The organism is Asanoa sp. NPDC049573 (genome assembly GCF_040676615.1).
Taxonomy (GTDB): Bacteria; Actinomycetota; Actinomycetes; order Mycobacteriales; family Micromonosporaceae; genus Asanoa.
This window is the reverse complement of sequence record NZ_JBFAPI010000001.1, coordinates 315,422-328,049: the sequence shown is the minus strand read 5'-3', so window position 1 is coordinate 328,049 and position 12,628 is coordinate 315,422. Positions and strand designations below refer to the sequence as shown.

The window sequence follows — 12,628 nt, the reverse complement described above, 5'->3', positions numbered from 1 at the left end:
GGCCTAGCCGCCGGCCCACTCGCTGTTGGCCCACAGGTCGACCCGGGTCACGCGTTCGACCCTACGCCGCCTCCGTCGATACTGGATCGGGTCAGCGCTGGCCCGCCACGCGGTCCGGCACTATGTCGGCACCGGCGGGCTCACCAGGCGGGTGCGGTGGGAGGACTTCTAGGTCGCGGCGGGGCAGGAGCAACGGGCTGGCCAGGATCAGCGAACCGGCGACCGCGATCGCTGTGCGGGGGCTGGTCGCGGTGGCCAGCACGCCGCCGAGGAGGCTGAACAGCGCGATCGTCGCGCTGCTGCTGATCGACCACGCCGTCAGGGTGCGGGCGACGCGGTCCGGGGGCGTGTGTTCGAGCCGGTACGTGGCCAGCACGGGGGTGAACAGGCTCATGCTGATGATGATCGCCAGCTCGACCACCATCACCGTCAGCAGGCCGGTCGTGCCGGGGCCGACGAAGGCCAGCCCGATCAGCCAGACCGCGCGCAGCGTGCCGACCACGCGCAGGATCCGGTGCTGGCCGTGGCGCGCGACGACTCGGCGGGCCAGCCGCGAGCCGATCAGGCCGCCGACGCACGGCGCCGCGAAGGCCAGGCCGTACTGCCAGGGCGGAAAACCGAGGTCGCCGAGCAGGAGTACGGCCAGCAGCGGTTCGGTGGCCATGATCAGACCGCTGACCAGCAACTGGTTGACGAACAGCGCGCGCAGGTCGCGATGGCCAAGGATGTGCCGCCAGCCGTCGAGCAGGTCCGCGCGCCGGCGCGGCGCCACCCGCCGTGGTCGGTCCTCGGGGCCGCCGATCGCGAGGATGCCAACCGCCGACAGCAGGTAGCTCAGCGCGTCACCGGCCACCGTGGTCACCGGCCCGAACAGGCCGATCGCCGCCCCGCCGAGCGGCGGCCCGACCGCGATCGAACTCCACGTCGTCGACTCGAACCGGGCGTTGGCCACCAGCAGGTCCTCGCGGCGGACGAGCGCCTTGAGGTAGGCGCCGCTGGCCGCGCCGAACGCGATCCTGGCGGCCGCGACCACGGCCGAGACGAGCAGCAACTGGACGAAGGTGAGCCGGCCCAGCGCGTACCCGATGGGAATGGTCATCATCACCGCGAAGCGGGCCAGGTCCATCGCGATCATCACCGGCCGCTTGCGGCGGAACTCGACCCACGGCCCGAGCGGCAGCGCGATCAGCGCACCGACCGCCGGCCCGACCGCGGCCAGCGCCGACACCTGCGCCGGGCTGGCGTCCAGCACAAGCACCGCGATCAGCGGAAACGCGCCGAAACCCAACCCGGAGCCATAGGCACTCACGGCGTACGCCGCCCAGAGCCAGCCGAACCGGCGTCCCAGTGAAGTCATCGCGGTGATCCAAGCAAGCGGCGGGAGCCCGGATCAAACAACGGCGCGGCCGGCGAGCCACAACCGACGGTTGGTCAACCGGCGGCGGCCGGGGTCCGTTGCTACCGTGGCGCTATGTCACGCGAGGCGTGGATTGCGGTGATCGCGGTCGGGGTCGTCATCCTGATCGCGGCGCTGATCGGCACTATCGTGCTCGCGATCCGGCTGGTCCGGGTGCGCAACCAACTCGGCGCCCTGGGCTTCGGTGGCAAGGTCGCCTTCTACGGCGCGCTGATCTTCACGATCTTCCCGGTCGACCTGCTGCCCGACCCGATCTACCTCGACGACATGGGCGTGCTCGGCCTCGCCCTGCTCTACCTCAACAGCCTGGTGAGACGCCGCCAGGAGCAACCGCTGCCGCCGCTGCCGCGCACGCCTGCGCGGGCACCGGTCAGGCGCCCGCGCCGATAGCGAGCATCGCCTTGATCGTCTCGTCGACCTTGTTGTCCTCCAGCCGCCGCGGCACCAGGTGTGCGCGGTCGGCCTCGTCGCGGCCGAAGGCGTAGAGGTCGCCGCCGCGGCGGGCCAGCACCAGGTCCTCGCTCTCCCCCGCCGTCTCGGCCGAACCCTCCGATGTGTAGTCGGTGACCGTCACCAGCGCCGACCGCGAACTGGCGGCCAGTACCTCGGCCGCGTCGCCGCCCTTCTCGTAGTCGCCGCGGGGCAACCAGTCGACCAACTGGTCGAGGGCGTCATCGGCCGGGAACAGACCCAGATCGTGTACGCCGAGGGCGTCGATCCGGATCAGCAGCGTGATCGGCTCGGGCTGGGGCAGCATCAGCATCCGCCACGGCTCGCCGGGCCCGGTGCCGGTGACCCGCGCGTCCAGCACCTGCCGGGCGCGCTGCTGGAAGGCGACCGCGATGCCCAGGTCGCCGCGCACCTGCAGTTGCTCGTCACCGTCGCTGGCGACCAGCAGTTCGCGGGCGGCCAGCGAGCGGACCGCCTCGGCCAGCACGTCGTCGGACGGGCGGGCTTCGAGAAAGTCGACCACCGCGTCGACGGCGGTCAACTCGGCCGAGGTGTAGGCGCCGAGCAGGACCGGGCCGGTGTCGACGAGGTCGACCACCGAGGACACCAGATTGCCAGGAACGGCTGCTGCTCTCACGACAACCCCATCTCCGCGAGCACCGACTCCGGCGCGTGCCCGCGATCTCGGCGGCGGATCGCGGCTGCCGTACCGGTTCTGGTTTCGGAGATCCAGACGTTGGAGTTCCCGAACAGGCCGCGACCGGCGCCGTTGGCCATCGAGCGGCCGAGTTCGTCGGCCGGGTCCTCGCGTTCCGGCGGCGGGAAGAGGTGGGCCAGGTCTTCCGAGATCGCCGTGGTGTCGTCGCCCTCCTCGAGCTTCTTGAGGGCGTTGCCCAGGGCCGCGGCCACCGCGTCGGGCAGGTTCTGCGGCATGGCGACGTCGGGCGACAGGTACATCGGCCGGCGTTCGGTCTTGCGCGACAGTCCCCACGGCCCGACGTTGGACCGGGTGATCTTGTAGGTGACGTAGTCGACCAGGTGCCGCAGGTCGTCGATGTTGGGCAGCTTCTTCTTGCCGAACGCGGCCGGGGTCTTCTCCAACTGCACCCAGGTGCCCTGTGCCGTGCGGCCGTGCAATTTCTCGCGGACCACCGAGCCGCGCATGCCGATGTCGGGCCAGCGCTTCTTGTCGATCTGCTTGTGGTGGCTGGAGATCCGCTCCCGGGCGCCCTTGGCGTGCCGCCACTCCTCGTAGAGCTGGGGGTTGTCGACCAGCACGTGGCCGCCGCACAGCACGTCGTGCAGTTGTGGCACCTGCATGCCGTGCTTCTCCAGGTCGACCAGGACCGCGGCCTCCTCGGGGCTGAGCCGGCGGGCAGCCGCGCTCAGGCCACGCCGGTACTCGTTCGTGCGGGACGTCAGCTCGATCAACAGGCGTACGCGGGTCCGGACCTGCTCGGTCTCCTGCCCGGTCAACGCCGGGCCATGACCTTCCACATCGGACATGGCGCATCCTCCCCCCGGGGCGCCTTCCTTCATCGACCGTAACCCGGGGGCCGGCCACCGGGCCCGACCTTGGCCGTTCGTCCGGTTTGTCCCTCTTCCGAGCCTAGCTCGCCTCGAGGTAGGCCCGGCCACGTGGCGACAGGCGGTAGCCGACGGGCAGGCTCTCGGTCAGGCCGAGTGCCTTGAGCTTGCGCACGTCGATCTTGAACGAGAGGGTGTCGCGGCCGATCGACGCGGCGAGGTCGGGCGCGCGCACGCCCGGATGGTCGCGGATCAGGCCGAGCGTGACGCCGGTCCACGGGCCGCGCGGGCTGGCCTTGTCGAGGCGGGCCAGGCGGGCGTCGAGAGCCGCGCGGGCCGAGTCGTCGAGGTCGGCGTCGGCGGCCAGCACGCTGCGCGGGTCGGGCGTGTCGAGGCGGCGGAACCGCAACAGATAGAGGCGGCCTTCGCCATCGGGTACGTCGGCCAGCAGCGCCGCGATGGTCGGGAAGCCGGCGGCCCGGGCGTCGGCCGCCCGCAGTTTCGAGGGGCTGACCGGCTCGACGGCGAGCATCTCGACCATGCCCTGGCCGGTGCGGTAGTGGCCGCCCACCACGACCTGCGGGCGGCGCCAGCGGCGCAGGGCGGCGGTGATCGTGCCGTCGGCGATCCCGTCGCGCAGCCGTTGCTCGAACCGCATCAGCCGACGATCCGGGGCGTGAAGCCGGGCGGCCGGAAGCTCATCTTGATCATCGGCAGCAACCGCGAGTTCCAGTCGATGGCCGGGCAGACCCAGGTGAGGATGAACGCCCGGCCGCGGTATTTGTAGAGCCATCGGGCCGCTGTGAGGGGTGTGGTGTCGGGGGTGAAGGAGAACTGCCACTCGGCGGCACCGTCGAACACGTCGAGCGCTTCGATCGTGATCTGTTCGTAGTGGGGCAGCACGCCGTCGGCCTGTTCGTCGGCGGCCATGGTCGTCCAGAAGGCGACCGGGTTCTTCGGCGGCACGGCGAGTTCCTCGACGCTCATCATCCGCTCGAAGTCGCCGTCGTAGAGGCAGGTGGTGGTGGCGCCCTCGGTGTAGACGCGCCAGCCCATCGGCGCCGCGAAGCGGTAACCGGCCGGCGCCGCGCTGTACCAGGTGAACCCCGCCCCGAGGCCGAGCTCGTTGGGCGGAGCGAGCCCGCCGCGGACCTGGTCGGTGACCGCGTCGCCAGGGTTCTGACAGCGGAACATCCCGCCGCCGACCCCTCCGACCCGGGCGCTCGCACTGGCCGATGGCGGATCGCCATCGGCCACGGTGTCGCTGCCGGGGCGGTTCATCGCCCACGCGGCGCCGGCGACCAGCAGAGCGATCAGCGCGCCGGCGCCGATCACCAGGGTCCGGCGCCGGCCCCGGGTGCCGGTGCCGAGGTGCTCGGTGATGCCGCGGCTGAACCAGGCCGTCGCCCGCGGCCGGCCGTCGGCGTCGAGCGCGACGGTCGGCGCCGACGAGGGCTCGACCTGCTCCGGGCTCTCCGGGCGGCGCGGGCGGGGCAGCCGGCGCGGCCGCGGCTTGACGCTGGGGTCGATGACCCGGCGCAGCAGGCGGTCGACCTCGTCGGCGGTGAGCCGCTGCCGTGGATCCTTGCGCAGCAGGCCGGTCAGCACCGGGCGCAGGGGGCCGGCCAGCTTGGCCGGGTCGGGCGGGCTTGTCGCCAGGGCGGTCAAGGTGCCCAGCGTGGTGCGCCGGTAGAACGGCGAGCGCCCCTCGACGGCGGCGTAGAGGGTGGCGCCGAGCGACCACATGTCGGCTTCGACGGTCGAGGCGCCGTCGCTGGCGCGCTCCGGTGCCACGTACTGCGGGGAGCCCATCACCAGGCCGGCCCGGGTGACCGCGCTGTCGCCGTCGAACGTGGCCAGCCCGAAGTCGGTCAGCACCACCCGGCCGTCGTCGCTGATCAACACGTTGTGCGGCTTGACGTCGCGGTGCAGCACACCGCGGGCGTGCGCGGCGCAGAGCGCGTCGAGGATCTTGAGCCCGATCTCGGCCACCCGCGCCGGCTTCAGCGGGCCCTCGCTATCGATCACCTGGTGCAGCGACCGGGAGCGGACGTATTCCATCACGATCCACGGGCTGCCCTCGGCGTAGACCACGTCGTAGATCTGCACGACGTTGGGGTGGCTGAGCCGGGCCGCGGTGCGGGCCTCGCGCAGGGTGCGCTGACCGAGTTCGTCACGCTCCGCGGCGCTCATCCAGTCGGGCGGCTGGACCTCCTTGACCGCGACGTCGCGATGCAGCATCTCGTCGCGGGCCAGCCAGACACGACCCATCCCCCCGCTGCCCACCGATTCCAGCAGCCGGTAACGCTCGGCGATCAGTAGCCGGTGCACACCGTCCGATCCCTCTTGGTCCGCGTCTCAACCATAGTGACCGGAGCCGAGTTGATGAAGCCCCCGGTCGATGGGGTGATTGTCCCGCGGACGGGACCGAGCCGCTACGCGACGTCGAGACCCAACAAGTTACCGGGGGGTACGACCAGCTTCGGCTGCCCATAGGCCATCCGGGCCGCGGCCTCCTGGGTGAGGAACGACGGAGACTCGCGGATCGCGCTGCCGTAGGCCGCCGCCGTGCGGGCCGCGATCGTCGACCAGCCGTAGCGCTTGGTCACCATCGTGCGGGCCTTCTTGGCCACCTTGCGGGCGAAGACCGCGTCGCCGAGCAGCGAGTCGACCGCGCCGGCGAGCGCGTCGGGGTCGCTGTGCGGGAAGGTCACGCCGGTGACGCCGGACTCGACGATCTCGGCCAGACCCCCGGTGGCCGCCACGGCCAGCGGCGCGCCCGCGGCCGCCGCCTCCAGGGCGACCATGCCGAACGGCTCGTAGAGGCTGGGCACCACGGTCGTGTCGGTCGCCGCGAGCAGCGCGGGCAGGGTGGCCTCGCTCTGGAAGCCGACGAAGCTGACCTTGTCGGGGATGCCGAGGCGGTGGGTCTCCGACTCGAGTTCGCCGCGGAACGGGCCGTCGCCGGCGATCACCACGCGCAGGCCCGGGTGCTGCGACGCCAGCCGCGGCACGGCCCGGATGATGTGCTGGACGCCCTTCTCGTACACCAGTCGGCCCGCGAAACCGACCAGCGGTCCGTCGCCGGCGAACTGCTTGCGCGCGGTGGCGACCGCCCGCGGCCCGGCCCGCCAGACCCGGTCGTTGACCCCGTTGGGTATCACCTCGACCCGCTCGGCCGGCAGTTCCAGCAGGCGGGACACCTCCCACTTCATGTAGGAAGAGCAGACCAGGATCCGGCACGCCTCGCGGGCCAGCCACCACTCCACGCTGTGGATGCAGCGGTTCATCTCGTCGGGCAGCCAGCCCTGGTGCCGGCCGGCCTCGGTGGCGTGGATGGTGGCGACCAGCGGCAGGTCGAGGTGTTCCTTGAGGGTGACCGCGGTGTGCGTGACCAGCCAGTCGTGAGCGTGGATGACGTCGTACTCACCGGTCTCGGTGGCCCGCAGCGCGGCCCGCGTCAGCGTGTGGTTGAACGCCATCGTCCAGGCCAGCAGGGAGGGCGTCGCCAGCGGGAAGTTGGGCGGGTCCTCGGGCGCGCGGACCACCCGGACCCCCTCCATGTATTCCTCCAGGGGCGCGCCCGCCGCGTGCCGGGTGACCACGGTGACCTCGTGGCCCGCCGCCGCGAGCGAGGTGGCCAGGGAGTGCACGTGCCGGCCGAGGCCGCCGACCACCACGGGCGGGTATTCCCAGGACAGCATCAGAACGCGCCTGATGCCCGGACCGGTGACCGGTCCGTTGTCGAGAACGTCGGCGGTGCGTTTCATGGCCCGGCCCCCTCGCGGTCAACCCTGGACATACGGCAATAGGCACCCGAGCGGGTGCCGGCGCGCCAAGTGGGTCGTTTGGGAGCCTAGGGCAATCTGATCGAAATGCGCCTCAATGCCGCGAAATATGTCGTTTACCGGCGCGCCATGGGGGAGGATGCGCGGGTCCCAAGTGGACCCGGGTCGTAACACGGCCGTCGCAGAATGGTCAGGGAAGATCAGTGGCATGGAGGTGACCCCCGAGGTGCTGGCCGAGCAGGCGCGGCTCGCGGAGGCCGACAGCGGCGCCCGGCCGTGGCGATCCTGGGGTCCCTACCTGGCAGAACGGGCCTGGGGCACGGTACGCGAGGACTACAGCGAGCACGGCACCGCCTGGGACTACTTCCCGCACGACCACGCCCGGTCCCGGGCCTACCGGTGGAACGAAGACGGCATGGCCGGGATCTGCGACGACCGGCAGACGTTCTGCTTCGCGCTCTCGCTCTGGAACGGCGTCGACCCCATCCTCAAGGAACGCATGTTCGGCCTCGGCGGCGACGGCGGCAACCACGGCGAAGACGTCAAGGAATACTGGTGGTACGAGGAGTCCACGCCCACCCACTCCGCGATGCGCTGGCGCTACCACTATCCGCAGGCGCCGTTCCCCTATGACCGGTTGGTCGCCGTCAACGCCCTGCGCCGCCGGGACGAGCCGGAATACGAGTTGGTCGACACCGGCGTCTTCAACGACGACCGGTTCTGGGCGGTGACCGTCGAATACGCCAAGGCCGGCCCGACCGACATGTGCGTGCGGATCACCGCCGCCAACCGCGGCCCCGACCAGGCGATCCTGCACGTGCTGCCCACCCTGTGGTTCCGCAACACCTGGTCGTGGGGCCTGCCCGGGCGCGACGCGGTGCCGACGCTGGCCGCCGACGGCGACAACCGGCTGGTCGGCAGCCACTGGGTGCTCGGCGACCTGGTGCTGGAGGGCGACGGCGCACCGGTCCCGCTGCTCTGCGACAACGAGTCCAACGCCAAGCGCCTCTGGGGCCTGCCGGGCGGGACCCGCTACCCCAAGGACGGCATCAACGACCACGTCGTGCAGGGCGCGCCGACGGTCAACCCGGCCGGCACCGGCACCAAGGGCGCGCTGCACTACGTGCTCGACGTGCCGGCGCGGTCGGCGGTCACGATCCGGCTGCGGCTCTGCGCGACCGGGCCGCCCGGCGGCCCCCGCCGCCCCGCGCCGGCCCTCGCGCTGGGCCACGAGCACGACGCGGTGTTCGCCGACCGGCGCACCGAGGCCGACGCCTATTTCTCCACGCTCACGCCGCGCGGCGCCTCGGCCGACGAGGCCGCCGTGCTCCGGCGGGCGATCGCCGGGCTGATGTGGGGCAAGCAGTTCTACCACTTCGACGTGCGGCAGTGGCTCGACGGCGACCCGGGCTCGCCGGCACCCCCGCCGGGCCGCCGGCACGGGCGTAACAGCGCCTGGCGGCACATGACCAACTTCGACGTGATCTCGATGCCGGACCCGTGGGAGTACCCCTGGTTCGCCGCCTGGGACCTGGCTTTCCACTGCGTCACCCTGGCCCGGGTCGATCCCGCGTTCGCCAAGCAGCAACTGCTCCTGCTGCTCCGCGAGTGGTACATGCACCCCAACGGCCAGATCCCGGCGTACGAGTGGGCGTTCGGCGACGTCAACCCGCCCGTGCACGCCTGGGCCGCGCTGCGGATCTTCGAGATCGACGGCGGGCGGGACGTCGATTTCCTGGCCCGGGTGATGCACAAACTCCTGCTCAACTTCACCTGGTGGGTCAACCGCAAAGACGTCGCCGGCAACAACGTCTTCGAGGGCGGCTTCCTCGGCCTCGACAACGTCGGCCCGTTCGACCGGTCCGCGGCGCTGCCGGTCGCCGGCGTGCTCGAACAGTCCGACGGCACGGGCTGGATGGGCATGTACGCGCTGAACCTGCTCGACATGGCGCTGACCCTGGCGGTGCGGGATCCGGCGTACGAGGACATCGCCACGAAGTTCTTCGAGCACTTCGCATACATCGCCGCCGGGGCGTACGAGCAGGGTTTGTGGGACGCCGAAGACGCCTTCTTCTATGACGTGCTGCGGTTGCCGGACGGTTCGCGGGTGCCGCTGAAGGTGCGCTCGGTGGTCGGCCTGTTGCCGCTGGCCGCGACCGCCTCGCTGTCCGGCCTGATGATCAACCGGCTGCCCGAACTGTCCCTGCGGCTGCGCTGGTTCCTGCAGAACCGCCCCGAGTACGGCCTGGTCGTCGGCACCCGGCGGCGCTCCGGCGACGGGCGGCAGCAGCGGCTGCTGGCGATGGTCGCGCCGGAGCAACTCGTACGCATGCTGGCCCGGATGTTCGACGAGACGGAGTTCCTCTCGCCCTACGGCCTGCGCACGCTGTCGCGTCAGCATCTCGACAAGCCGTTCACGGTCTCGCTGGGCGGTCAGGAGTTCACCGTCGGCTACGAGCCGGCCGAGTCGACCAGCGGCCTGTTCGGCGGTAACTCCAACTGGCGCGGCCCGATCTGGCTGCCGACCAACTACCTGCTGATCGGCGCGCTCCGCGAGTTCGGCGCGTTCTTCGGCTCGGACCTGCTGGTCGAATACCCGACCGGTTCCGGCGTCAAGCTGCCGCTGCACACCATCGCCGACGACCTGTCCCGGCGACTGATCAGCCTGTTCACCCGGGACCGCTCCGGCCGGCGGCCGATCTACGGCGCCTGCGAGCTGTTCCAGACCCATCCGGACTGGCGCGATTTGATCTCGTTCCCGGAGTATTTCCACGGCGACAACGGCGCCGGCCTGGGCGCCTGGCACCAGACCGGCTGGACCGCGCTGGTGGCCGATTTGATTCTCACCGTACGGCGGTCCTGAGCCTTTCGTGCGGGCATGATGGTCGCATGGAGGCCTCCGTCGCGTTGCGGCCGGTCGATGGCGTGCACGTCACGACATTGATCGACAACTACACCGACGTGCTGCTGCCCGACGAGGGCCCGATCCGCCGCTGGGGAGCGGCCGGCACCGGCGGCCGCGCCGCGCCGGTGCCCGACTCCATCTCGGTGACCGGCCAGGCGGTCGACGGCCTGCGGGCCGAGCACGGCTTCTCGGCGCTGGTCGAACTGCGTGTCGACGGTGCCGCGCGGCGCATCCTGTTCGACGCCGGCGTGACGCCCGACGGCCTGATCGGCAACCTCGACCGCCTGGAACTGCGCCCCGACTCGTTCGAGTCGATCGTGTTCAGCCACGGCCATTTCGACCACGTGATGGGCCTCGACGGGGTGGCCCGCCGCCTGGGCTCGACCAACATGCCCGTCTATCTGCACCCCGACTTCTGGCGCGCGCGCCGGCTGGTGAGCGGTCCGGACCGCGCGTTCGAGATGCCGATCCCCTCGCGCGCCGCGATCGAGGGAGTCGGCTTCGAGATCATCGAGGGCCGCCAGCCGTCCTACCTGCTCGACGGCATGCTGCTGGTGACCGGAGAGGTCGACCGCACGGTCCCCTTCGAACAGGGCATCCCCAACCACCAGGCGTTCGTCGACGGTTCCTGGCAGCCGGACCCCCTGATCCACGACGACCAGGCGATGGTCCTGCACGTGGCGGGCAAGGGCCTGGTCATCCTGACCGGCTGCGGTCACGCCGGGGTGGTCAACATCGTCCGCTACGCGAAACGCCTGACCGGAATCGACCAGGTGTACGCCGTCCTGGGCGGCTTCCACCTCCGCGCCGGGCCCGTGGTCGACGAGACGGTGGCCGCGCTGGCCGTGGAAGCGCCGGCGCTGCTGGTCCCCTCGCACTGCACGTCGTGGCAGGCACAGCAGGCCCTGGCCACCGCGATGCCCGCGGCGACCCGGCCCAACACGGTGGGCACCCGCTTCGAGCTCTAGCCGTTGTCTTCTTCGTCGCGCCCGCGGTCGCCTTCGATCGCGCTCACGATGGCCCCGGTGATGTCACCCGCCGGCACGGCGATCTCCTCACCCTCGGAGACGTCGTCATCGGTGAGGTTCGGCTCGGGCCCGGTGGCGGCCCCGGAGAAGCCGAACTCGTTGGGCTCGTTGGGCTCTTCTGGTTTGTCGTTCTCTGGCTCACCCATGGGCTTCATCTACCCCGGGTGAGCCGGAGAAATCATTCCCCCGCGGGCCGGGTGAGCCCGAACGCCGCCACCAGATCAGGGTTGTCGAGCCGGTTCCCGTCGGCGATGGCGTCACAGACGATGTCGACGATCTCGTCCTTGTGCGCGAGCAGGTAGGGCCGCGCCCCGACGTCTGATTTCGCCAGCGTGGCGAGGCCCGCCCAGTGCCGCCGCCCGAGCAGCATCGGAAAGCTGCGCAGCCCGCCGTAGGTGGCGCACACCAACGCGCCCGGGTGCGGCAGCAGGGCGACCCGCCGGGCCGCTTCGACGGTGACCCCCGGCATGTCGACGGTGAGCACCAGCGCGGCGTCGGCCTCGAGGTCGTCGAGGGCTTCGAGCCCGACGCGCAGGCTGGAGCCGAGCCCGGTCCCCCACGCCTTGTCGACGACGACGGTCGCCCCGGTGAGCGCGGCCGTGCCGCGCACCTGATTGGCGGCGGCGCCGAGCACCACGACCAGCGGCGCACAGCCCACCTCGCGCGCGACCTCGCAGACGGCGTCGACCAGCAGCGCGTCGCCCCGTTGCAGCAACGCCTCCGGCCCGCCGATGCGCCGACCCCCACTGGCGGCAATGACAAGTCCTGCGATCCGAGCCACGCCAGCCTCCGCACGGCGAGCAGAATCGATACGACTCAGTCTCACCACACCCACGGGCCCCACACACCCCGCCAGTCGCCAATCCGACGCCACCCGGTCCGCGCCGCCCACCCGGGCGTGTCGCCCGGGAGCGGGGGGTGTCTCGCTCGCGTACATGTTTTGGCATGTAGGCACATGCGAAAACATGTATGGCGGTGCGGGACTACCCCATCGGCGAGCGACACGCCCGACCCGCCGTTGCTGGCCGCCGCGGCGAGCAACCCGCCCCACCACGCGGTCCGCCACCGCCGCGAGCAACCCGCCCCACCACGCCGCCGCCGGCCCCCGCCGAGAGCAACCCACCCCGACCACGCCGCCGCCGGCCCCCGCCGCGAGCAACCCACCCCGACCACACCGCCGCCGGCCTCGCTCAGGTGCGGGCGGTGCCGACGGATCCCGCCGGGACGCTCCCAACAGGGTGCGGCGCGAACGCGGCCGGGTCTTCGGGCTTCGCAAGGCACCAGGATGGCCGGATGGAGCTAAGGATGTCGCCGTTCGCGGCAGGCACTCGGCGCGAACCTGCGAGATTCGCTTGCGCGAATTCCCGGTATCGGGCGGCACGCGCCGGGATCCGCAGCGGGCGGCACGCCAGCGGCCGGCGCCCGCGGGCCAGCCAGGTCGATTCGGTCGCCGCCGAGCCGTTCCTTCTGCGCCGACGGCGTGCCCGAGGCGACCGCCGTGCGCCGCGAGACC

11 protein-coding genes are annotated in these 12,628 nt (G+C 71.6%); 3 read left to right on the top strand and 8 right to left on the bottom strand.

All coding sequences use genetic code 11. From position 1 onward, the window contains the following. Positions 1–91 precede the first annotated feature (91 nt). Positions 92–1,357, bottom strand: a complete 1,266-nt coding sequence (locus tag AB0J74_RS01515) for an MFS transporter (RefSeq protein WP_363443099.1) — start codon at positions 1,355–1,357, stop codon at positions 92–94. 114 nt (positions 1,358–1,471) lie between these two features. Here AB0J74_RS01515 and AB0J74_RS01510 point away from each other — a divergent pair, with 114 nt between their 5' ends. Beyond that, on the top strand, positions 1,472–1,807 hold the full coding sequence (locus AB0J74_RS01510) for a hypothetical protein (protein ID WP_363443097.1): 336 nt from the start codon (positions 1,472–1,474) through the stop codon (positions 1,805–1,807). Here AB0J74_RS01510 and AB0J74_RS01505 read toward each other — a convergent pair. The 5 genes from AB0J74_RS01505 to AB0J74_RS01485 form a co-directional block, all read right to left on the bottom strand. Then, positions 1,788–2,504 (bottom strand): hypothetical protein, encoded by a 717-nt coding sequence (locus tag AB0J74_RS01505; protein ID WP_363443095.1) that lies wholly within the window; start codon positions 2,502–2,504, stop codon positions 1,788–1,790. The two genes, AB0J74_RS01510 and AB0J74_RS01505, sit on opposite strands and share 20 nt — an antisense overlap. Beyond that, positions 2,501–3,373: a hypothetical protein gene (locus tag AB0J74_RS01500; protein ID WP_363443093.1), complete on the bottom strand. Its 873-nt coding sequence runs from the start codon at positions 3,371–3,373 to the stop codon at positions 2,501–2,503. Before AB0J74_RS01500 ends, AB0J74_RS01505 begins: the two co-directional genes overlap by 4 nt. Positions 3,374–3,476: 103 nt before the next feature. After that, complete coding sequence (locus AB0J74_RS01495; RefSeq protein ID WP_363443091.1) at positions 3,477–4,052, bottom strand: hypothetical protein; 576 nt, start codon at positions 4,050–4,052, stop codon at positions 3,477–3,479. Further along, positions 4,052–5,725 carry a serine/threonine-protein kinase gene (locus AB0J74_RS01490; protein ID WP_363443089.1) on the bottom strand — a complete coding sequence of 558 codons (1,674 nt, stop codon included), beginning with the start codon at positions 5,723–5,725 and terminating at the stop codon, positions 4,052–4,054. Before AB0J74_RS01490 ends, AB0J74_RS01495 begins: the two co-directional genes overlap by 1 nt. A 104-nt stretch (positions 5,726–5,829) precedes the next feature. Then, on the bottom strand, positions 5,830–7,164 hold the full coding sequence (locus AB0J74_RS01485) for a glycosyltransferase family 4 protein (protein ID WP_363443087.1): 1,335 nt from the start codon (positions 7,162–7,164) through the stop codon (positions 5,830–5,832). A 226-nt stretch (positions 7,165–7,390) separates the two neighbouring features. Here AB0J74_RS01485 and AB0J74_RS01480 point away from each other — a divergent pair, with 226 nt between their 5' ends. Both AB0J74_RS01480 and AB0J74_RS01475 read left to right on the top strand, forming a co-directional pair. Next, on the top strand, positions 7,391–10,045 hold the full coding sequence (locus tag AB0J74_RS01480) for a glucosidase (protein ID WP_363443085.1): 2,655 nt from the start codon (positions 7,391–7,393) through the stop codon (positions 10,043–10,045). A 26-nt stretch (positions 10,046–10,071) separates the two neighbouring features. Further along, positions 10,072–11,055, top strand: coding sequence for an MBL fold metallo-hydrolase (locus tag AB0J74_RS01475; RefSeq protein WP_363443083.1), 984 nt, complete (start codon positions 10,072–10,074; stop codon positions 11,053–11,055). On the opposite strand, the gene AB0J74_RS01470 is transcribed toward AB0J74_RS01475, so the two are convergent. Both AB0J74_RS01470 and AB0J74_RS01465 read right to left on the bottom strand, forming a co-directional pair. After that, the gene (locus AB0J74_RS01470) at positions 11,052–11,261 is read right to left on the bottom strand and encodes a hypothetical protein (RefSeq protein WP_363443081.1); all 210 of its coding nucleotides are present in this window, start codon (positions 11,259–11,261) and stop codon (positions 11,052–11,054) included. The two genes, AB0J74_RS01475 and AB0J74_RS01470, sit on opposite strands and share 4 nt — an antisense overlap. A gap of 32 nt (positions 11,262–11,293) precedes the next feature. Next, positions 11,294–11,896: a nucleotidyltransferase family protein gene (locus AB0J74_RS01465; protein WP_363443079.1), complete on the bottom strand. Its 603-nt coding sequence runs from the start codon at positions 11,894–11,896 to the stop codon at positions 11,294–11,296. Positions 11,897–12,628 lie beyond the last annotated feature (732 nt).

Bases quoted from the DNA above. Each gene is read 5' to 3' on its own strand.
- AB0J74_RS01495 (WP_363443091.1), bottom strand. From the start codon at position 4,052: ATGCGGTTCGAGCAACGGCTGCGCGACGGGATCGCCGACGGCACGATC.
- AB0J74_RS01470 (WP_363443081.1), bottom strand. From the start codon at position 11,261: ATGGGTGAGCCAGAGAACGACAAACCAGAAGAGCCCAACGAGCCCAAC.
- AB0J74_RS01485 (WP_363443087.1), bottom strand. From the start codon at position 7,164: ATGAAACGCACCGCCGACGTTCTCGACAACGGACCGGTCACCGGTCCG.
- AB0J74_RS01475 (WP_363443083.1), top strand. From the start codon at position 10,072: ATGGAGGCCTCCGTCGCGTTGCGGCCGGTCGATGGCGTGCACGTCACG.
- AB0J74_RS01500 (WP_363443093.1), bottom strand. From the start codon at position 3,373: ATGTCCGATGTGGAAGGTCATGGCCCGGCGTTGACCGGGCAGGAGACC.
- AB0J74_RS01480 (WP_363443085.1), top strand. From the start codon at position 7,391: ATGGAGGTGACCCCCGAGGTGCTGGCCGAGCAGGCGCGGCTCGCGGAG.
- AB0J74_RS01515 (WP_363443099.1), bottom strand. From the start codon at position 1,357: ATGACTTCACTGGGACGCCGGTTCGGCTGGCTCTGGGCGGCGTACGCC.
- AB0J74_RS01510 (WP_363443097.1), top strand. From the start codon at position 1,472: ATGTCACGCGAGGCGTGGATTGCGGTGATCGCGGTCGGGGTCGTCATC.